The following is a 20489-nucleotide window of genomic DNA, read 5'->3' on the forward strand; positions in this document are numbered from 1 at the left end:
ATTGGCATGGCGAAGTTAAGAAATGGCTGAGATTTTTGATTTCATTCGCGCGGCACATTGGCATTGCGGCCAGCCAGAACAACACTGAAGAGATGCGCGGCTTCCGGGCTCAGTCCAGCCATAATGGCGGCCGCTGCATCCGGACGCATTCGTCCGAGGAATCCGGCCGCGAAGTTCGGGTCCATCTCTTCAAACAGCGCCGCAGCCTGTTTCGGTTTCATGGTTTCGTAGACACGCGTGAGCCGACCCAGATCCGTCTCGGCGGCTGTATCTGCAAGAGCAATTGTATCTCTAAGATTTTGTTCTGCACGTTCAAGTTGGGCAAGCTTCTTGCTCACCTGATCTTCTGCGATATCCAGCGCATGCATCCTGTCACGCAGGGCAGTTTCTCTTTCAACCAAACCGTCTTCACGTTGATTGAGAACAGTGAGAATGTTTTCAAGGTCATTCGGCGTTGGACAAATGGGGATCTCATCGGCTTGTGGCGATGCAATGGTTTCAATTTCACCGGGACCTCGTGCGAGAGCTTGCCCAGTGCCTTCACCGAGGCGTAAAAGTGCCGAACCAATAAGCAGTACAATAATCACCTGCAGACTTCCGGCTTTTTTGACTGCTTTTTTCGAGAGAATATTTTCATGCTGCATCACCGTTCGACGTGTTTGCATGACGCCGGAAGACTGCAGTGGGCTGTGTATCCTGTTGCGAAGAAGATGGCTGAGCGACCGGTTCTGTTGGAATGTCATGCATCGCGGCAACCAGGATTTCCAACCTTTTGGCGACGCTTTCCGCACGATCTGTTAGTCCGTCCAGAGACATAGTCGACGCAGATGCAGTGTGCTGCGCGGACTGGAGTGTTTTTGTCAAGTCATCCACTTGCGCCGACAGCACCGCAACGGCGCCTCCGATACCCTTTTCCAAATCGTTGAACCGACTAAGACGGCGCGCGAGAACAAAACAGTAAAACCCTGCGCCAATAGCCCCAGCTACCAAAAGTACATCTGCAATCATGTCGATCATTTCGCCCTCAGTTCAGTACAAATTCCATGATCAAGAGATCGTTCACTCGGTTGCCGCCCGTCACAACCTGAATACGGCGCAACATTTGCGCTCGAAGCGTGACAAGTGCGGAATTTCTGCGAAGATCTTCCAGATCAACAGCGCGCAAATAAGAATTCAGAACGTCCATGACCCGAGGTGTGACTTTGGCCACTTCATCGTGATACGGCGCATGAACCTCCAGTTGCGCTCGAAATCTCAGGTTTGGACCATCTCCACCACCAAAGGACACAACAAGCGGATCAAGCGCGACAAATGACATATCCGGCATGTCTTTGACGGCAGGATGCTCGTCTTCTGTATGCGACTCTGTCTTGGACTCTTCACCCATTAGCAGACCTGAGTTCACGGCATAAAATCCAGCGCCTCCTCCAACGAGGAGCAACGCAATGCCCAATAAAAGTGGGAGTTTGGATTTCTTTGTCTGCGCTTCTGGCATTTCAGCCTCTGGTTCGGCCATGGCTAAGTCCTGGTTTTAACATGTGCCGCAGATAAGCACGTATAAACTAACCGATTGTTAAGCCTGATCGGCGAAACATGCGCACAAGCCTTGGCAGAACGCCAATGATCAGGAGGCAAGAAATTGCAACAATTGCTGAATGTCTGGATGAGCTTGGACGCACGACGACGCGTAATTGTCTCTCTGGCAACTGTCGGAGTGTTTGCTGCGATTCTTGCGATGACCAAAGTGGCCTCTACGCCAAGCCTAACTCTCCTTTATGCGGGCCTGGACAGCGGCGCCGCGGGAGAAGTCATCCAATCGCTTGAACAACGAGGCGTTACTTATGACGTAAAAGGCGGCGCCATTTATGTGGACGCATCGCGCCGGGATGAGTTGCGCATGACATTGGCCAGCGAAGGGTTGCCTGCAAACTCCACATCCGGTTACGAGCTTTTGGATGGGCTCTCAGGATTTGGGACGACATCTCAAATGTTTGATGCCGCGTATTGGCGCGCCAAAGAGGGCGAACTGGCCAGAACTATTCTAACACACCCCTCCGTTTCCTCCGCACGTGTTCACATTGCAAACAAAGGTTCGAACCCGTTTCAACGTGATGTGAAACCATCAGCATCCTTATCAATTAAAACCACGGGTACCGGATTGTCTGGTCAACACGCCCGCGCGCTTAAGTTTCTCATCGCGTCGGCTGTTCCCGGACTCATGCCAGACGATGTTTCTGTTATCGACAGTGATGGAAGTCTAATTGCTCACGTGGATGACGCTCAGCCTAATTCAACAGATGAAAAAGCCGAGCTTCTCAAAGCCCGCGTCCAACGTATGTTGGAAGCTCGAGTTGGCCCGGGAAATGCCGTCGTAGAAGTCAGCGTTGAGAACGTCACAAAGAGCGAATCCTTTACAGAGACTGTCATAGACCCTGAGAGCCGGGTCGCAATCAGCACCGATACCGAAGAAGTTTCCAATGCGGCTTCTGATCAGGGTGGTTCTGAAGTCACGGTTGCTTCAAACCTGCCAGATGGCGATGCGGGCGGTGCGGACTCCTCATCAAGCGAAACCAGCGAAACACGCGAGAGGATCAATTACGAAGTCTCTCAAACAGAGCGCCAAGTGACACTCATTCCCGGCTCGGTCAAACGCTTGACAGTGGCAGTTTTGTTAAACGGCATATCCAAAACTGATCCTCAGGGTGTAGAGCAATTCGAAAATCGTTCCGAAGAAGAACTTGCTGCGCTCAAAGAGCTTGTTGCGTCTGCGGTAGGCTTTGATGAAGCACGTGGGGATGTCATCACTCTCAAGACGATGCAATTTGAATTGATTCCCGAGCAGGGCACCGATGCGCAAAGTTCCTTTTTGTCGAGTTTTTCAATGGATTGGATGGCGCTGATCAAATCCGCAATTCTTGGGCTTGTTGCTCTTGTCCTTGGACTATTTGTCGTAAGGCCGCTGCTGTCGCGCCCAGTGTCAACTGAGGCCCCTCAGTTGGAAGCAAAGGCACGCAGCATATCTGAACCTGGACTGGAAGGCATGCCTTCGCTGGTTGGCGAGATTGATACCGGGGATGTGTCCGCAGAGTCTATGACGCTTATCTCATCTGCAGATGACACTGGCAGCCTATTGGCCGGAGACAGTTTGCCCTCTCTGCAAGGTAGTCCCGAAGACCCAGTTGATCGATTGCGTTTGATGATCGGTGAACGGCAAGACGAGACTGTAGAAATCCTTCGGAGTTGGCTGGAAGGCGAGGAGGAACGCGCGTGATGTCCTTGTCAGGCTTGCTTGAAGACTTCGGCACTATTGCGAATGGGCGCATGCTGGAGATATCCGATGTCTCACTGGAAGAAGAAAAACTCGCTGCCTTCGAGAAAGGGTACCAGGCGGGTTGGGAAGACTGCAATGCCGCCAGCAACGAGGCACGTGGGTCTCATTCAGCTGACCTAATTGACGCTTTGCGGGACATTTCGTGCGGTCTCAAGGAAAGTCAGTGCGATGTTTTATTTCAAGTGAAACCGCTTCTAGATCAAATCGTTAGCACATTACTTCCCAAAATTGCGCAAAAGACGCTTGGCCCAAAGATCAATGAAGTCGTGCATGAAATGCTTGAAGCACATGGACATCAACAAATTCAAATTCACTGTGCCACCGAGCATGTGAATGAGCTGAAAAACACTTTGTATGAATGCGAAGGCATGCCCATTTCCATCGCCGAGGACCCCCAGCTCAAAATCGGGCAGGTGCATGTCAAATTTGGTGGTCTAGAGGAACAAGCGATTGACTTCACTTCCGTGATTGATGGGATCACAGAAGTTATCGACACATTCTTCAAAGCCAACACCCCAGACATTGAGACAAAGGATGTTGCCTGATGGCGGATGACCTAGATGTTCCCGAACGCAATGAGACAGAAACGCGAAATCCATTTTCCGCCGTACCGATCGAAATCACAATTTCTGTTGGTAAGGCGCGACCTCTGATCCGTGACTTACTCAAAATGGGAAAAAACGCCGTATTGCCTTTGGACAAGCGGGTCGACGATGCCGTCGAACTGTATGTCGGAGAACGTCTGATTGCCCGTGGTGAATTGGAAGAAATGCAAGGCGAAAACCTGGGTCGGCTATCTGTCCGCCTTACAGAGGTCGCAGATCTTCAAGACGGTTTGGGATGACATTCTCTCACCGCGCTAGCCTTCTGGCGCTCGTCTTTCTAGTCGCATCCTACGTGACGCCTGCATTTGGACAGGAGTTGTCAGTTTCCCTCGGCGAAGGGGAATCGATCTCTGCAAGAGCGATACAGATCCTTGTTCTTGTCACAGTCCTTAGCCTTGCCCCTGGTTTGGCCATTATGATCACATGTTTCCCGTTTATGGTGACTGTGCTCGCGATTTTAAGACAGGGTATTGGACTTCAACAATCTCCGCCAAACATGCTCCTGATCAGTCTTGCCTTGTTTCTCACATATTTTGTAATGGAACCCGTTTTCAACGAAGCTTGGTCTGCGGGCATAGTGCCTCTTTTACAGGAAGAGATATCGACCGAAGAAGGTGTTCGGCTGGCACTTGATCCTTTTCGTGCATTTATGTCGTCACGGATTGATCAGGATACGTACTTAGCCATGGCCTCATTGAGACCGGAGTTCCAGGATGTTCCGGATACCTCTTCCGCACCTTTGTCCTTACTAATCCCAAGCTTTATGCTCTCGGAAATCTCCCGTGCCTTTCAGGTTGGCTTCCTGCTATTTCTCCCATTCCTGATCATTGACCTTGTCGTTGCAGCGGTTTTGATGTCCATGGGCATGATGATGGTCCCACCTGCTATTGTCTCGCTTCCATTCAAGCTGGCGTTCTTTGTGATTGCAGATGGATGGACTTTGGTCGCAGATGGCCTTGTACGCGGATACTTTTAGCGGACAAATCTGATTGCATTCCAACAAGCTAACTCCACTGGTTCATCAGAATAACAAGGACAACTGATTTTGCAGATGGTGAGGTCAGTTTGCCTTTACATGTCAGCGCACAACGAACTCAGCATGTAAAGCCCCAGCAGCTTTGATACTTTTCAGGATGTCGATCATATCTCTGGGCGAAACACCCAGAGCGTTTAATCCGGCGATCACTTCCGAGAGGGATGTGCCTGGGCGCACCTCTGCAAGCCCAATTCCAGGTTCTTCTTCAATCTCCGCAGTTGTGCGGGGAACAACTACGGTTTCACCTTGAGAAAAAGGGTTTGGTTGAACCACCAAAGGGGATTCCTCAACGCGAAGTGTCAGGTTTCCCTGAGACACTGCGACCCGAGAAATCCTTACATCTTCTCCCATCACTATGGTTCCCGACCTTTGGTCGACAACAACGCGGGCTCGACGCTCTGGCTCAACAAGAAGGTTTTCGATCCTGCTCAGTGCATGCGCAGTTGATCGCGCATTGGTTGCGTCCACATCAATTTTGACAGTGCCTGGATCAAGCATCAAAGCAACAGGCCGCCCAAATTCGGCATTGATGCTCGCTTCAATGCGGCTCGCTGTTGTGAAGTCAGGCTCGCGCAGAGCAAGCCTCATGGTGTTCAGCGCCGAGAGTTCGAAATCGATTTCCCGTTCAATGCGCGCGCCCGATGGAATAACACCCGCGGTTGGAACGCCTTGCACCACAGCGCCAGCTTCACCTTCTGCGGCGCTGCCTCCGGCAATCACCGTACCTTGGGCAACCGCATAGATTTGACCATCAGCCGCATTTAGCGGTGTCATGACCAGCGTTCCTCCCAAAAGGCTCTTGGCATCGCCAATGGCCGATACCGTCACATCGATCTGAGAGCCAGACCGCGAAAATGGCGGAATGCTGGCGGTGACAAACACTGCCGCCACGTTTTTTGGGCGGAACTGCTCGCCCGTGATGTTGACGCCCAGCCGTTCAAGAATGTTTGACATGATCTCTTCGGTGAAAGGCGCGTTTCTGATGCCGTCGCCAGAGCCGTTTAATCCAACAACAAGCCCATATCCGATCAGATCGTTCCCACGCACACCGTCAAACTCGACAAGATCTTTAAGCCTGATTGGACTGGCCGCAACATCTGCATTCAATACAAACGCGCACCAAAGCAGAGAGACCAGTGTCAAGAATTTAAAAAGCGTTTTCATGAAAGGAAATTCACAAGGCTAAGACGGAAAGACCGCGAAGTGATTGTGTAAAGCGTCTCAAGCTGGTTTTGCGTGGCCTCAAGATCCGTCGCCGTTTGAAACGGGTCGACGCCCAAAAGCGCATCGCGCCCCAGGTCTACTGCTTGTATTTCCGTTGCGGTACGGGTAGCCGCAGCATCAATACGTTGTTCAGCATATCCTAGTTCAGCCCGCAAACCAGTAATCTGACTTTGGTTCGACAGCGTAAGCTCCGCTAAGTTTTCCGCCAAACGCCTTTGTTCCGCAACATCCAAAGACCCTGACAAATCGCCCAGCATTGCGGACAGAGCGACAGCCTTCAGCGTGGTTCTGAAAACAGGATCATCGGCGCGCACGTCAAGTAGAACAGAATCTCCCGAGCCCAATGACACAGGCGACAGGTTTTCCGTCGCACCCAAATAGATATCTGTCTCAAATCCACCACCGGGCGCATCAAAATAGTTATCTGCTGCGGCCAGAACATCAGCAGCTGTAGTTTCTCCTGCAATTGTTGCCGCAAGACCACTGAGTATCCCATCTATGTTTTCTATTGGCGAGATGTCGACCGTTGTCCCTGAAAACAAGGAACGGCCAGAATAACGTGTGTTCAATGATGAAATCACACTTTCGAGCGTGGCTTTCGCTTCACCGGACAATGCATCGACATTAACGGCCGAAATTGAAACTGATGCGACCGCGAGATCATCGGCAAGACTGCTTGTTTGGGCTTGTATGTTCTTTAGCGCGATCTGAATCACGCTGGCCTGTGACTGCAATTCAGCAACGACGACGGACTGGCTTTTGAGGATTTTACTCTCGTGTTCGAGATCCGACAACGGTGCCAAACGTCCGGAAAGATGAGCCGCGACGTCTGTCGTACGGCCGCTTGAGAGCTCCTGGGTCAAACGCTCCAAATTTTGCTTCAGAAACGTGTTTTGGCGACGCAGCACAAAGTTTCTGCTCAGATCACCTAATGTGAAATCAACCACGACTATATCCTCAGCAATGTATCAAGAAGGTCTTCGACGGTCTGGATCATGCGCGCATTTGCGCCATAGGCCTGTTCAACGAGAAGAAGACGTTGCAACTCGGCATCAGAGTCTACTCCATTCTGAAGTTCCAATTCGACCAGGCTGGTTTGCTGAGCTGTGGCAAAACTTAGATTTTCTTCAAAAGTTAAACGCTGATGCGAAACCTTTGAGGCCAGAGACGCAATATGTCCGTCAAATGAACGCTGCGTTGCACCTAACCCACCAGATGCCATTGCGTTGGTTCCATTCAGTGCATCCTTAAACGCGTTCAGCAGCACGCCATTTCCCGTTGGTCCCGCAGCCAAAGCACCCAGCCCGTCACGGAGATGTCTCAGGTCTCCGCCTTTGTCCGGAACCACGATGTGATTGACAGAAATTCGACCTGCCAATCCCAGTTCATTGGATGACGTAAAAAAGGTGCCGCCATCTGTAAACAAACCTGGGTCTGTGGCCGCAGTCGTCGGATCCAAACCAGGGTTTTGAAAGCGCTCGACAAGATTACGAGCAATTGCGTCGATTTCCGACTGTGCTGTGACCGACAGAGAATCCCGGACTTCAAAAAGAGCAGCGAGTCGACCCCCTGAGATTGGGCTTCGATCACCCGAGGCTGCGACCGGAACGTCATTTATCTCCAACCCGGATATCAAGCCGTTCTCGACAGTCATATGCGGCTCGATCAGGTTTGAAGAAGTAAAAGAAAAACTTGCTGGTTTTCCATCAACCAACACAGCACCACCTGGTGTGTAGATAGCCACAGTCCCATTAGTTCTTGGGGTCAAGCGGACCGGCACATATTCCGCTAAGGTGTCGATTGCACTTTGCCGCTCATCTTGCAGGGATGCGTTTGGATGTCCCGCGTTATTGGCGTTCGCAATTTGCGCGTTCAAGCGTTGAATCTGTTCTAGCTTTGTGTTGATGGCACCAACTGCCTGAGCGATCTTCTCATCAGCACGAACGCGTTCTGTTTGAATGTGGTCCGATATCGCGTTCAGTTTTTCGCCAAGTTGATCGGCGCGCAGGGCCACTTCCGATAGACGAATATCGTCCTCAGGCGTAGCGCTTGCGGCAATAAAAGCAGCCTCTAGTCTGGCGAACCGGTCACTCAACGATCCTGTTTTACCGGGTATTCCGATTTCTGCTTCCAGACCTGTCGCAAAATCAGCAAGCGGCGTGTTGTATGCCATTGCGCTATCGGCAAGACGTCTTTCGCCCAGAAGAACGGCATCGACATTGCGTGTGACGGACCCGATTGACACGCCGCCGCCATGTCCATCGCTGCGTGTTGTAAGCTCAATACCTCGTGGTGCGTAACCTTCTGTGAGGACGTTGGCTAAGTTGTTTGACACAACCCCGGCAGATCGCGAACTTGCCGCGAGTCCTGACAATGCGTTGGACAGGGCAGATGAAATGCTCATCCCATCACCTCCGGTTTAATGCGAGCTTCACTCACGGGATCAACGCTTAATGTTCGTTGTTTCTTGCAGCATCTCATCCACAGTCTGAATGACCTTGGCATTGGATGAATACGCGCGCTGCGTCTGAATCATATCGGTGAGCTCACCGGCCACGTCCGTCGCGGACTCTTCTCTGGCAAAGGACACCACATCACCGGTCGGACCATCGCCAGCATCCCATAGGAAAAACGATCCGCTATCCGGAGAGGGCAGATATGTCTGCTGATCCATCGCGACCATCCCGTTGGGATTTGGCAAGTCGACCAAAGGCACTTGGTAGATGATCCGTGTGATCCCTGTGTCGAATGAAGCGTGCACAAATCCGTTTTCATCAACCTCGGCTGCAATCATATTGCCGACTGGTGATCCATCTTTGGATATTGAGAGGGGCGCGAAGCTATCTGACAACTGTGTAAGACCATTTGATGCGCCTAAGTTGCCGATGTTGATTTCCATCGGGCCACCATCGACATTCACAAGAATCGTGCCATCAGTTGCATTGTACGTGCCCCCGGACGTGGTCGCGACATTCTGTAGCGTTCCACCGGACGTTCGGGAGTCATCGAATGTTAGAACGTATTCTCCAACAACCGCTCCGGCCTGCGCTGAGTCTGTCAGCGTCATGGTCCATTGGTTGCTAGAGCCTGTAGCCGGTATCGTTGGCGTGAATTGAATCAGAATATTCTCTGATTTTCCCAGGTTATCATAATACTCGATAGAGAGTTGCTGCGGATCACCAGGAGCGCTGGACTCTGTTTCGGTCGCAGGGAGATTTACGCCAAGATCAAGCCGTGTCGTTGGTTCGCCAGTCAGCTGGTTTACGTTAATCTGCACTGGCTGCAATCCATCGCTTGTGTCACGCGGGAATTCTGGAACAGTGCCATCGGGATTTGCGGGCCAGCCGAGAAGAACCAGGCCAGACTCCGTAACAAGTCGTCCATCTGCATCTGTCCGAAACGACCCCGTCGTTGTCAGGAACATCTGATGCGCGCCGTTGGCAACCTCGACCTCGCTCGAAAGCGCTACCGGCAACATGCCACGGCCCCGCACAGCCAAGTCTGTCGCGTTCGATGTCGAGACAAGCGATCCACTTTCATCAATGAGACGTTGCGTGCTCGACCGAACACCACCGGCAGAATAGCTCCCACCACTGGACGAAATGACCATGGATTGAAAATCCGCTTCGACCCTTTTGTACCCATAAGTCGCAGAGTTTGCGATATTGTCGGAAATTGCGGCGAGTCTGGTTGCATTTGCCCCAAGGCCCGCAACACTCGCGTTCAAAGCGGAAGAAATTGTCATGGATACGCCTTTCTGCTGTACCAATTACCATTTGGACGCAGGTTTAAGGCGCGAGGTTTAACAGCACGCTAACAGATAAAATTCACCCTAATTCCATCTCTGTTACGGAACATCATACGTCATCACGGGCTTCCATCGCGAAGCAAGATAACCTCGAGGCGATTATTTCGGACAGACATTTTGTTTGACGTAGTTGGTTCACGATCAGCATGTCCGGTGACACGGCTAATCCTCTCTGTGGTCAAATTGGCATCTTCCAGCAACTCGCGCACGCGGTCCGCGCGTGCAATGGATATGTCCCAAACCGGATTTTCCTTTTTCACAACTGGAGCGGCCCGGACATGGCCCTCAATAGCAACATCGTTTTCCACAAGTCGAGAAGCGGCTGCGACCAACGCAACGATCTCTTGTAGAAGCTGAGTTTCTTGATCTGTATTGCCCTCAAACAAAGGCGCATTATCGCGGTCAAAAATTTCAATTATCAGACCTTCATCGGTCACACGAGTGACAATATGTCGGCGTGTATCCTTTGACACAGTGCTTTCGCCGCTTTTGCCAGCCAGTATATCTTCAATGTTTTCCTTGGCCTGAACCAGCACATCTTGCTGACTTTCGTCGATTGTATCAGAACTTGCACCATCTTCATTCAAACCCATTTCGCCTCGTGCCTGACTTGATTCTGTTGGGCGCATCTGTGTCGCGCCGGTGCCGTTTTGGGGAAGAACAACTTCAGAGAAAACGCTCTCTCCGCCAAAGTCACCATCGCCACCACCCGACACGCGGCTGATCGGCACTGTCGGACTAAAGTAATCTGCAATACCTTTTCTCTGTTTTTCCGTTGTCGCATTCAGAAGCCACATCAAAAGAAAAAACGCCATCATGGCGGTCACGAAGTCAGCGTAAGCAACCTTCCAAGCACCCCCGTGATGCCCGTCGCCGCCGGTAACCTTTTTCCTTTTGATGATGACTGGCGCAGCGTTTTCGCCGGACCCACTCATTTCACCACCTATTTCTCACACCCACGGAAATGGTTAGCAAACGAAGATTACCGAGGGTTTAAGATATCAGATCATGGGTGCATGTCTTGCTTGTCTAAGTTACTGTAAATTTGAAGATAATTGACGGCACTATGTCTTTGGAGATTGCGTCGCCGACATATATAAGGAGGCAGCAAGGTCAGTAGGCCGAGACCAGTTCTTAGTCACGTGTGGTGTGTAGGGAGCACGTGGGGTAGAAGGAGGGTGTCGGTTTTTCCAACTGACATCCTCCTTTTTGTTTTGAGAGACTGTGACGCTTAGAACAGTGTCAGAACAAAACCGATGATGGCACAGCCAAATGTGGCATACCCGCCGTCAATTAGGATGAGGCGAAAGGGGCGACCCGCAAAGGCATTGTTGATCATGATCCATGGGCTTGCCAAAAACAGACCAATTCCCAGACCCGAAACAAACCCTTTGCCAATCGTATCGATGCTGCTCAACTCAAAAATATGCCGCATCATTCCCGCGACCAAAAGCGCGGCAACGAATGCCAGAATGTAGGGAAGCGGGTTGCCACTATTCTCCGGACGTCCATCGGGTCCTTTGGCAACACCCGCTGCGTCCATCCAGGGATTGGCCAGCGTCATGTACCAAACGGTGCCAAATGCATAGCTGGCAATAGCCGCAACAACTACGTTAACGATCTCCATCTTGTCCCTCCTTGTCGTTGTGAGAGCAAGTGTCGCTTAGTCCGGCCCCGCGCGCTAGGGTGAAATACCAGCCAGCCCGCAGACAACTTTCCATTCTTCGGCGGTTACAGGCTGCACAGACAGCCGGGAATTCTTTACAAGAACCATGTCATCCAACCTGGGATCGGCCTTGATCATCTCCAAAGTCACCGGCGCCTCAACCGGCCAGAGCGCTTTGATATCCACGCATTCCCATCTGTCATCATCTGTGGTGCTGTCCGGGTGGGCCTCGGCGATCACTTCGACAATGCCAACCACGGCCTTCTCGGTTTGGCTATGGTAAAAGAAGCCTCTGTCACCGACTTTCATCTCTCGCATGAAATTGCGCGCCTGGTAGTTGCGCACGCCGTCCCACTCTTCACCGTCATCGGCTTTGGCGACTTGCTGATCCCAGCTCCAGGTTGAGGGTTCGGATTTGAAGAGCCAATACCGCATGGGTCAGATCACCTTCTTCCAGGGGATAAGCTCAACGCTTTGGAACAATCCTGCCTTTGCATACGGATCAGATGCAGCCCAGGTTTCCGCCGCCGCCATGTCCTCGACATCAAGCACGATCAAAGACCCAATCATGTCTTCATTGGCATCCAAAAGCGGACCCGCCTGCGACACCATGTTGGTGGATTTGAGATACGCGATATGCGCGTCGCGATTGTCCAAGCGGGTCTGTAGCGCGCCAGGCTTGTCACGGGCGATTAGGGCAACCAGCATTTATTCTTCCTTCAATGGTCTGGACAACAACATATCCATTGCATCCCGAACCTTCAATTTTCCTTGGACCAATCCGCAGACAGCTGTGGTCACGGGCAGATCAAGACCCTGGTCCTGGGCAAGCTGGGTCATGGCACGTGCTGTCGCCGCACCTTCGACGGTAACAGTCTCGTCAAAGACATCGCCTCGACCGATACTTTGACCATACATGTAGTTTCTGGATTGCTCAGACGTACAGGTCAGAACCAGATCACCAAATCCCGACAGACCAGACAACGTGTCCCGCTGCGCCCCGTGTGTCGTAGCAACACGCACGATTTCAGCAAACCCGCGCGTCATAAGCGCCGAGCGTGCGCTTTCGCCCAGACCCGCACCGATCACCGCACCGCATCCGATGGCCATCACATTTTTCAGGGCACCACCAAATTCTGCGCCAATGACATCGGTGGTGCGATAAACCCGAATATTGGGGGTAGTGAGTTGCGCCTGTATGCCTGTACCCGACTCCGCATCCGCGCAGGCAAACGTCAAAGCCGTTGGCAACCCACGCGCCACATCCGCCGCGAATGAGGGGCCTGTCAGTATGGCACTAATCCCTTGCGGCCGAAGCGCTGAGATCACCTTCGTCGGGCTCAGCCCAGTTCCAAGCTCCATTCCCTTGCAACAGGCAATCAAGGGCCCCCTACCAAGCTGAGCAACATGCGACTCCAGAAACCCTCGTAGTTTCTGTGTTGGTACAGCAAGAAGCGTCAACTCGCCGTCTTTCGGTGCAGGCATAGCTGAGGTCACAGTCAAATTGTCAGGTAACCTGACACCCGGCAGGCGCTTGCGATTTTCACGGGTCTCCTGGATCTCTTTTGCCTGCACTTTATCCCGGAGCCAGAGTGTAACCGGTCCGTTTTGCGCCAAGGACACAGCTAGGGCTGTGCCATACGCCCCTGCGCCCATCACATGGATCATGCTTTCGCACCTTTCTTCCCACTGCCCAACAACGCGGCACTGCTCGTATCCAAAGGCCAACGCGGCCGGGCACTCAGGGACATGTCATCGACGCTACCTGCCCTGAACTGTTCCCCTCCCGCATAGGCAATCATCGCCGCATTGTCCGTGCAAAGCGAAAGAGGCGGCGCTACAAATACCGCTCCAAATGCACTTGAAACTGCCTCCAGCTTGGCCCGAATGCGCGTATTGGAGGCGACGCCACCCGCAACGGTAAGAACCGTATTTTCACCCAATTCTGCCGCAACTTCCTGCAAAGCACGGCGCGTTTTTTCGGCCAGTACATCAGCCACCGCATCCTGAAAGCCAGCACACAGGTCGGCACGGTCCTGTGTCGACAAGCCACCCTTGTCAGCCACAACTGTATCCCGCGCTCGGATCACAGCGGTTTTCAGTCCCGAAAAGGACATGTCGCAGCCAGGTCTGTCAAGCAAGGGCCGGGGAAAAGCAAACCGCGTCGCGTCCCCCTTTGTCGCGTCTCTTTCTACTAACGGGCCACCTGGTTGCGGCAATCCCAGAATCCGCGCAGTTTTGTCGAAGGCTTCTCCCGGGGCATCGTCAATTGTGCCTCCAAGACGCCTAAAGGTATTGCAATCACTGACCAACAATAGCTGACAATGACCTCCAGACACCAAGAGCATGACATATGGATAGGCAATGTTGTCTGTCAGACGCGGGGTGAGTGCATGACCAGCCAGATGATTGACCCCGACCAGCGGAATTCCAGAAGCTGCGGAGATGCCTTTGGCACACATCACGCCTGACAGGACACCGCCAATAAGACCGGGTCCTGCCGTCACGGCAATCGTGTTAATGTCTTTCAGCTCAACCTGTGCAACGGTCAAAGCCTCTTCAATGCACGTGTCGAGCTTTTCGACATGCGCGCGCGCGGCAATTTCCGGAACGACACCACCATAGGCCGCATGCAGATCGTTTTGCCCTTTCACAATGGATGACAATATATCTGCACCACTGTCACTCAGTCGCACAACCGCCGCAGCAGTGTCGTCGCAACTGCTTTCAATTCCAAGCACTGTAAGAGCGTTTGTCATATTCGTGTCCGTTGCGCCGAGGCTCTGGGGCAGGTATCACCTGATGGGCGTTCAAACAACTCTGGACCGGCAATGACCGTAAAGATCCTGATCACCCGGCCGTCACATTCTGCAAATGAATTTGCAGAGCTGCTACACGCCAGGATAGGGCCAGATGTCCCGCTTATCCTCTCTCCTTTGATCGAGATCTGCCATCTCTCGCCCAAAATTCCAACCGAAGGCGTTCAAACACTTGTTTTTACTTCTGCACATGCTGTTCGTGCATTCGCAGCTCTAAAAAGGGAACGGCACTTCACATGCTACGTCGTTGGGCTCGCCACCGGCGATGCGGCACGCGAGGCTGGGTTTGAACCAATCGAAGGCGGGGGGACCGCTCAGTCGCTTGCAGAAAAACTTCTGAAAGACGGTCCGGCAGAGCCAATTCTCTACCTTCGGGGAAACCATATCGCGTTTGATCTGGCGGATGCGCTGGCGCAATCGGGTACAGATTTCCGCCAAACCGTTGTTTACGACCAGCGCGAGAGGCACCTGACGGAAGAAGCTCAAACGACCCTCGCGACTGCGTCAGGGGTTGTTCTTCCTTTATTTTCCCCGCGCAGTGCTAAATTGTTCTTTGATAATCAAACGTGGCGTGGACGTCTTTTTGTAGGAGCGATGAGTGAAAATGTGGCGCGTAACGTGCCGGAAGAAAGTGTGGCGATGCTGTCAACCGCTCAGAGCCCCTCAGCAAGCGCCATGCTCGACGTTGTCGAACAGCTTTGGACCTCTGCCAACCGCCTTGAGGGCAAATCATCTGCGAAGTAATGTCATCAAGGGTATTGATGCTCTGAGATTCGAGAAAGGCTGCTGACGTGGCGAAAAAAGACGTCCAGATCGACAAAACCGGCAGCCGAGGATTTGGTAGACGAACAATCAACGCAAGACGTGTCGGAAGGATCCGAAGAGACATCAAGCGGCGATGATGGCACAGAGCAGGAAAACAACTCCGAGTCTGATGAAACTGAAACCGCGTCCGAAAGCACCGAAACAAGCTCTTCCAATGAGGTTGAAACAGACACGCACGATACGACTATCGAGAGCGACCCGGTAGAAGAGCCAACGCCAACCGAGCATTCCAAGAACCCTGCATCTGCTTCGCCAGAGACCGAAAGCTCGTTCTTACCCATGGCGCTTGGCGGTGTTGCCGCTGGGGCGATTGGTTTTGCCGCGGCATTTTTTGGACTTGCGCAAAAACCCGACACAGAAGCCGCGGCCCTGTCTCAGCAAATCCAACAGATTGAAGCATCCGTGGGCGAACAAAGTGAGGCAATGAGTTCTCTAACACAGCAAGTGGACGACCTTGGTGCGCCCGATATGTCTGCGGTTGAAAGCCGTGTTGGCGATGTACAAGCGTCTGTGGCAGACCTCTTGACACGTCTTGAAAGCACTGAGGCCACGCTGAATGGCGTCGACACGCGATTGACCACTTTGGAAAAACGTCCTGTCACCGAAGGCGCGTCTCAAGAGGCCGTTGCCGCCTATGAGCGAGAGCTTGAAGCCGCTGCAGCGGACATTGCACGGCAACGTCAGGAGCTTGAAGCGCTGATTTCCAATGCAATAGACACCGAAGACGCAGCGGAAGAGGCCTCCAAAGCCGCGATACGTCGCGCAGGCATCAGTCGTTTGCTATCAGCCTTGGAAAGCGGCGCTCCCTTTGAGGGCGCTCTGGCCGATCTGCAAGACGCCGGTGCAGAGGTGCCAGAAGCCCTGAATGCGGTAGCTGCTACAGGCGTGACGCCGGTGACTGACCTTCAGCAATCATTCCCCGACGCCGCACGCGCCGCTTTGGCGATTGCGCGTTCAACGGATGGCACAGCCGATGGATCAGGAGGCTTCACCAGTTTCCTGCGCACACAACTGGGCGCCAGGTCACTTGAGCCTCGAGAAGGCAATGATCCCGATGCGATCCTGTCACGTGCAGAGGCGGCCACACGGGAGGGGCGGCTTTCGGATGCGCTGTCCGAGATTGACACCCTGCCGGATGACGCGAAGGCAGAATTTTCAGCTTGGTCAGAGCAGGCAACGGAGCGTTTGAACGCTCTGCGCGCCGCACAAGATCTAAGCGAAACACTGAAGTAATGGCTGGGGGCGAAGTGTAATGTTGTGGTCTGTGATCAAGATAGTCCTCTTCCTCTGCCTGGTGGTGGCAGCGAGTTTCGGCGCGATATTCCTGTTGGAACTGGAAGGCGGGGTACGGGTCGTTATGGCGGGGCAGGAATTCAACCTGACACCGCTTATGGCCGTGGTCGCGCTTGTTGCGCTGGTCATTTTAATATGGCTGTTGTTGAAATTGGCCTCACTGCTCGTCGCTGTGGTACGCTTCATCAATGGGGATGAGACCGCACTGTCGCGTTATTTTGATCGCAACCGTCAGGAAAAAGGATACCGCGCCCTGTCCGAGGGCCTTGTGGCGATGGCCTCTGGCGAGGGCGATGTGGCGATGGCCAAAGCAAACCGCGCAGAGAAGTACTTGCGCAAACCGGCTTTGACCAACCTGATCACAGCGCAAGCCGCTGAGATGTCCGGCAATCGCCGTAAGGCCGAGGAGGTCTATAAGCGGTTGTTGACCAATGAGAAAACCCGCTTTGTCGGCGTGCGTGGGATCATGCGGCAGAAGCTGGCAGATGGGGACACTGACACGGCACTGAAACTGGCGCAAACGGCGTTTGGCCTAAAGCCCAAGCACGAAGAAATCCAGGACACGCTCTTGCAACTTCAGGCGCAAACCGAAGACTGGAAGGGCGCGCGCGAAACGCTCAATGCCAAGCTGAAGTCCGGGAACCTGCCACGCGATGTGCATCGCCGCCGCGATGCTGTTCTGGCCTTGTCAGAAGCCAAAGGTATCCTGGAAGAGGGCAGCAGTATCGAGGCACGTGAGGCGAGCATTGAAGCCAATCGCCTATCCCCCGATCTTGTGCCCGCAGCAGTTCTGGCAGCGCGCGGATACCTTGAGCAAGGCAATAAACGCAACGCGGGCAGAGTGATCCGCAAAGCTTGGAGTGCGCAGCCGCATCCGGATCTCGCGGCGGTGTTTGCGGAGATGGAATCGGAGGAGAGCCCGGAGGCTCGGATCAAGCGGTTTGGGAAGTTGCTCAAGCAGCATCCGGACAATCGGGAGACCAAGCTGATTGAGGCGGAACTGCATCTGGCGGCGGAGGATTTTCCGGCGGCGCGGCGGGCTTTGGGGGACTTGGCGGAGGTGGAGCCGGACGCCCGGTCGCTGACCATCATGGCCGCAATTGAGCGGGGGGAAGGGGCGCCGGACAGCGTTGTGAAGGGCTGGCTGGCACGGGCTTTGACGGCACCGCGCGGGCCGCAATGGGTCTGTGACAGCTGTCAGCACATCCATGCAGAATGGGTCCCGGCCTGTGAAAACTGTCAGTCTTTTGACACACTTAGCTGGCGTGCGCCACCGGCCACGACGCTGACGTCAAGCACCGGGCTTGAGATGCTGCCACTGATCGTGGGGGCCATTGAGGATAAATCGGAAGAGCCCGAAGAGGTGGCCGAGGCCGAGGTGGTGGAAGACGAGATGGTCGCGGAAGACCCTGTGATAGTCGAGGCGGAAATCGTCGACGAAGAGCGCAAAGAGCCGACCTCAACCTGACCTTTCGCAAAATATGATGCGCGGCGCGCGGTGGTCCCGACCGCCGTGCACAACGCTTTTGCGCGAAGCGAGGTTAACGCCCGAAAAACAAGGGATTTGGCGTGTCGGTTTCACGTCGGTATTACGTCGGTGCGGATATCGGTCTTTTCCCGGATTAAGACACCGCGCGGGGCGGTCATAACCGGTTTACGATTTGGTGGTGGGATGATCCCGCTCAAAGCACACCGTCCCGTCGATGGGAGGAAGCCACGCCTCTCGGCGACAGGTCCAAAGCTCATAGGTGGGGCGAAACTGATCCGGGGTATCCATCGCGCCGAGATGCAACTCAACCTCATCGCCCGTCCGGGCAAAGACGGAAGAGCCACAAGTGGGGCAGAAATGCCGCCCCTGATAGGAGGCCGTGTCACCGTCAATCGTGACCGCGACTTGCCGGTAAATGGCGGCGGCATAAAACACCGCCCCATGATGCTTGCGGCAGTTCAGACAGTGACAGAGGCCTACACGATCCGGGGTGGTGGGCGAACGCGACGATTTATGGGCGTGGACATATGAAGTAATCCCAAGCACTTCTCTGGCGTATGTGTTTACACCGTAACAATTAAGGGTTGAAATTCTCGGACTAGTACATTGGTTTGAGACAAAGCAGATTTTGGGGTTCGAAATGCCAGACAGATTTATTTTCCGGCAAACGTATTGGGGTGATCTGGCCAAGTTTCTTTTTGACGGAGAAATTCGAGCAAAAAATCATCCATACCCACAGTTATGTCATCAGACTTCTTATCAAGAGATTGTTGACCGGCGGGGCACTCAGGAATTCGAAATGCCAAACGGAGCCGTTGTAAACGACTTTGTTCCATTTTACTTCAGTCCGATAACTTCATTTACGTATACAATTTATCAACAGAATGTTCCGCTAGTTGCACCGGACGGGACACATCTAGGACAAGCCTGTGAAGATGATCGAATATTGTTTGTAGGGCGTACAGATCGCTTTCGAGGGTCGGATTTAGTCTATTGTTTTAGCGACTATGCCTTGAATTCCAACGCACCACTCCCAACTGTCGAGACCAATCTTGATCTACTTGAAGAACACGTTCACTGGGATGTTTTCGACGATACGCCTCGCGTTGCTTATATACATGAAGTCGGGTATTTCGGAGTGTGCAAGTGGTTCCATAACATGGCAAGTCCTCCGAATAGGATGACTCGTAGCCCTAAACGTATGGCAGAGTTTCTAGTTCAAGGCGCGGTTCCTCTGCAATTCATTGACTGCATCATTGCCAAAAATGACGTCATGAGTAATAAATTAAGGGAAATCATGGATGCTTCTGCTTGGAACATACCCATCTATACAAAGCCGGGATGCTACTTCGGATGACAATTAAGTTCAAAAATGGCGATATGTTTTCGGAGCCAGTAGAGGCGCTCGTTAACACCGTGAACTGTGTTGGTGTCATGGGGAAAGGTGTTGCACTTGAGTTTAAAAATAGGTGGCCGGCCAACTTTAAGGCATATAAAAAGCTCTGCGATGCAAAGGGACTTAAGCCTGGGCAAATATTTGTTTTCGACACCCAAGAACTGTTTCCAGGGAATGGCCCTAGGTTCTTGATTAACTTACCAACGAAAGCACATTGGCGATCTAAGTCAAAACTTTCGTACGTTGAAGATGGACTCGATGCTTTGGTCGAAACGGTGGAAAAGTTTGAAATCAAGTCAATTGCGCTTCCACCTCTAGGTTGCGGAAATGGTGGACTGGACTGGGAAGATGTTAAACCTTTAATCGTTTCGAAACTGGAACCGCTTACCGATGTAGAGATTGTCGTGTTCTCTCCGAAAGGCGCACAGGATGAGCCGGAACACGCTCATGCAAGCGTTCGTATGACACATGCACGCGCGACGCTTTTGAAAAGCCTCAACGATCTCGAACCGTTTTTCGATGGATCATTTGACCGGATATCTTTGCAGAAATTAGCCTATTTTCTTCAAGCGCTTGGGGTCGACTTTAAGCTTAAATTTTCTCGGAATCTTCATGGTCCTTACTCAGAAACTCTGAAGAAAGCTTTTATCGCCTTTGAGAACCATGGATTGATAAGCGGTTTCATGAGCGGCGAGCGGCAAACGCACGTCACCAATAGCGGCTGCGCAGTGGCTGAAGAATTTCTCAGTAATACAGTCGAAAACAGTGATGAAGTCGTGGATCGACTGAGTAAGCTGATTCAAGGGTATGAAAGCCCATATGGTTTGGAGTTACTTTCATCCGTCCACTGGCTTGCTCATCATGAGAAACATTATCCTATCGAGAAAATTATTGAGGAAATGGTAGGCTGGAACGAAAATAAGCGCAGTTCTTTTACCGAACAGGCCATTCGTCGAGCATATGATCGTTTATGTGAAGACGGACTTCTAAATTAGTC

At 52.7% G+C, this 20489-nt stretch carries 23 protein-coding genes; 9 read left to right on the top strand and 14 right to left on the bottom strand.

Annotated elements, in window-relative coordinates; genetic code table 11:
- Positions 1–41: 41 nt before the first annotated feature.
- Genes RZS32_RS07490 through RZS32_RS07500 form a run of 3 tightly spaced genes read right to left on the bottom strand, consistent with a single transcriptional unit; the run spans position 42 to position 1516 of the window.
- A complete protein-coding gene (locus RZS32_RS07490) occupies positions 42–644 on the bottom strand; it encodes a MotE family protein (protein ID WP_339106866.1) in 603 nt (200 codons plus the stop codon).
- Positions 634–1014: a hypothetical protein gene (locus RZS32_RS07495; protein WP_317057859.1), complete on the bottom strand. Its 381-nt coding sequence runs from the start codon at positions 1012–1014 to the stop codon at positions 634–636. The genes RZS32_RS07490 and RZS32_RS07495 overlap by 11 nt, the downstream gene beginning before the upstream one ends.
- 10 nt (positions 1015–1024) lie before the next feature.
- Entirely contained in the window at positions 1025–1516 is a 492-nt protein-coding gene (locus RZS32_RS07500) for a flagellar basal body-associated FliL family protein (RefSeq protein ID WP_317056394.1), read from the bottom strand.
- A 123-nt stretch (positions 1517–1639) separates the two neighbouring features.
- On the opposite strand from RZS32_RS07500, the gene fliF reads away from it, so the two are divergent.
- From fliF to fliP, 4 genes are read left to right on the top strand one after another with little or no spacing between them, the layout of a single operon-like run.
- Entirely contained in the window at positions 1640–3271 is a 1632-nt protein-coding gene (gene fliF / locus RZS32_RS07505; protein WP_339106867.1) for a flagellar basal-body MS-ring/collar protein FliF, read from the top strand.
- On the top strand, positions 3271–3876 hold the full coding sequence (locus RZS32_RS07510; RefSeq protein WP_339106868.1) for a hypothetical protein: 606 nt from the start codon (positions 3271–3273) through the stop codon (positions 3874–3876). The genes fliF and RZS32_RS07510 overlap by 1 nt, the downstream gene beginning before the upstream one ends.
- The gene (locus tag RZS32_RS07515) at positions 3876–4175 is read left to right on the top strand and encodes a FliM/FliN family flagellar motor switch protein (RefSeq protein WP_317056396.1); all 300 of its coding nucleotides are present in this window, start codon (positions 3876–3878) and stop codon (positions 4173–4175) included. Before RZS32_RS07510 ends, RZS32_RS07515 begins: the two co-directional genes overlap by 1 nt.
- Positions 4172–4912, top strand: a complete 741-nt coding sequence (fliP, locus tag RZS32_RS07520; RefSeq protein ID WP_317056397.1) for a flagellar type III secretion system pore protein FliP — start codon at positions 4172–4174, stop codon at positions 4910–4912. The genes RZS32_RS07515 and fliP overlap by 4 nt, the downstream gene beginning before the upstream one ends.
- Before the next feature lie 102 nt (positions 4913–5014).
- On the opposite strand, the gene RZS32_RS07525 is transcribed toward fliP, so the two are convergent.
- The 10 genes from RZS32_RS07525 to tsaD form a co-directional block, all read right to left on the bottom strand.
- On the bottom strand, positions 5015–6136 hold the full coding sequence (locus RZS32_RS07525) for a flagellar basal body P-ring protein FlgI (RefSeq protein WP_339106869.1): 1122 nt from the start codon (positions 6134–6136) through the stop codon (positions 5015–5017).
- Positions 6133–7143, bottom strand: coding sequence for a flagellin (locus RZS32_RS07530; RefSeq protein ID WP_317056399.1), 1011 nt, complete (start codon positions 7141–7143; stop codon positions 6133–6135). Before RZS32_RS07530 ends, RZS32_RS07525 begins: the two co-directional genes overlap by 4 nt.
- 2 nt (positions 7144–7145) lie before the next feature.
- On the bottom strand, positions 7146–8600 hold the full coding sequence (gene flgK, locus RZS32_RS07535) for a flagellar hook-associated protein FlgK (RefSeq protein WP_317056400.1): 1455 nt from the start codon (positions 8598–8600) through the stop codon (positions 7146–7148).
- A gap of 39 nt (positions 8601–8639) precedes the next feature.
- Entirely contained in the window at positions 8640–9941 is a 1302-nt protein-coding gene (locus RZS32_RS07540; RefSeq protein WP_317056401.1) for a flagellar hook protein FlgE, read from the bottom strand.
- Positions 9942–10063: 122 nt separating this feature from the next.
- Positions 10064–10939, bottom strand: coding sequence for a flagellar motor protein MotB (locus tag RZS32_RS07545; RefSeq protein WP_317056402.1), 876 nt, complete (start codon positions 10937–10939; stop codon positions 10064–10066).
- Positions 10940–11235: 296 nt separating this feature from the next.
- Positions 11236–11631: a DUF1761 domain-containing protein gene (locus RZS32_RS07550; protein WP_317056403.1), complete on the bottom strand. Its 396-nt coding sequence runs from the start codon at positions 11629–11631 to the stop codon at positions 11236–11238.
- Positions 11632–11685: 54 nt separating this feature from the next.
- On the bottom strand, positions 11686–12105 hold the full coding sequence (locus RZS32_RS07555; RefSeq protein ID WP_317056404.1) for an EVE domain-containing protein: 420 nt from the start codon (positions 12103–12105) through the stop codon (positions 11686–11688).
- A gap of 3 nt (positions 12106–12108) precedes the next feature.
- A complete protein-coding gene (locus tag RZS32_RS07560; RefSeq protein ID WP_317056405.1) occupies positions 12109–12378 on the bottom strand; it encodes a YciI family protein in 270 nt (89 codons plus the stop codon).
- Positions 12379–13338, bottom strand: a complete 960-nt coding sequence (locus RZS32_RS07565) for an NAD(P)H-dependent glycerol-3-phosphate dehydrogenase (RefSeq protein WP_317056406.1) — start codon at positions 13336–13338, stop codon at positions 12379–12381.
- Positions 13335–14429, bottom strand: coding sequence for a tRNA (adenosine(37)-N6)-threonylcarbamoyltransferase complex transferase subunit TsaD (tsaD, locus tag RZS32_RS07570; RefSeq protein ID WP_317056407.1), 1095 nt, complete (start codon positions 14427–14429; stop codon positions 13335–13337). Before tsaD ends, RZS32_RS07565 begins: the two co-directional genes overlap by 4 nt.
- A gap of 72 nt (positions 14430–14501) precedes the next feature.
- Between tsaD and RZS32_RS07575 the strand changes: the two genes are divergently transcribed.
- The 3 genes from RZS32_RS07575 (at position 14502) to RZS32_RS07585 (ending at position 18075) form a co-directional block, all read left to right on the top strand.
- Positions 14502–15233 (top strand): uroporphyrinogen-III synthase, encoded by a 732-nt coding sequence (locus RZS32_RS07575; RefSeq protein WP_317056408.1) that lies wholly within the window; start codon positions 14502–14504, stop codon positions 15231–15233.
- 93 nt (positions 15234–15326) lie between these two features.
- Positions 15327–16547 (top strand): COG4223 family protein, encoded by a 1221-nt coding sequence (locus RZS32_RS07580; protein WP_317056409.1) that lies wholly within the window; start codon positions 15327–15329, stop codon positions 16545–16547.
- A 19-nt stretch (positions 16548–16566) separates the two neighbouring features.
- On the top strand, positions 16567–18075 hold the full coding sequence (locus RZS32_RS07585) for a heme biosynthesis protein HemY (RefSeq protein WP_317056410.1): 1509 nt from the start codon (positions 16567–16569) through the stop codon (positions 18073–18075).
- A 186-nt stretch (positions 18076–18261) separates the two neighbouring features.
- On the opposite strand, the gene RZS32_RS07590 is transcribed toward RZS32_RS07585, so the two are convergent.
- Positions 18262–18642, bottom strand: coding sequence for a GFA family protein (locus RZS32_RS07590; protein WP_422395943.1), 381 nt, complete (start codon positions 18640–18642; stop codon positions 18262–18264).
- A gap of 94 nt (positions 18643–18736) precedes the next feature.
- Between RZS32_RS07590 and RZS32_RS07595 the strand changes: the two genes are divergently transcribed.
- Together RZS32_RS07595 and darG are read left to right on the top strand one after the other, a co-directional pair.
- Complete coding sequence (locus tag RZS32_RS07595) at positions 18737–19453, top strand: DarT ssDNA thymidine ADP-ribosyltransferase family protein (RefSeq protein ID WP_317056411.1); 717 nt, start codon at positions 18737–18739, stop codon at positions 19451–19453.
- Entirely contained in the window at positions 19450–20487 is a 1038-nt protein-coding gene (darG, locus tag RZS32_RS07600) for a type II toxin-antitoxin system antitoxin DNA ADP-ribosyl glycohydrolase DarG (protein ID WP_317056412.1), read from the top strand. Before RZS32_RS07595 ends, darG begins: the two co-directional genes overlap by 4 nt.
- Positions 20488–20489 lie beyond the last annotated feature (2 nt).

Source organism: Roseovarius sp. W115, assembly GCF_032842945.2.
GTDB lineage: Bacteria > Pseudomonadota > Alphaproteobacteria > Rhodobacterales > Rhodobacteraceae > Roseovarius > Roseovarius rhodophyticola.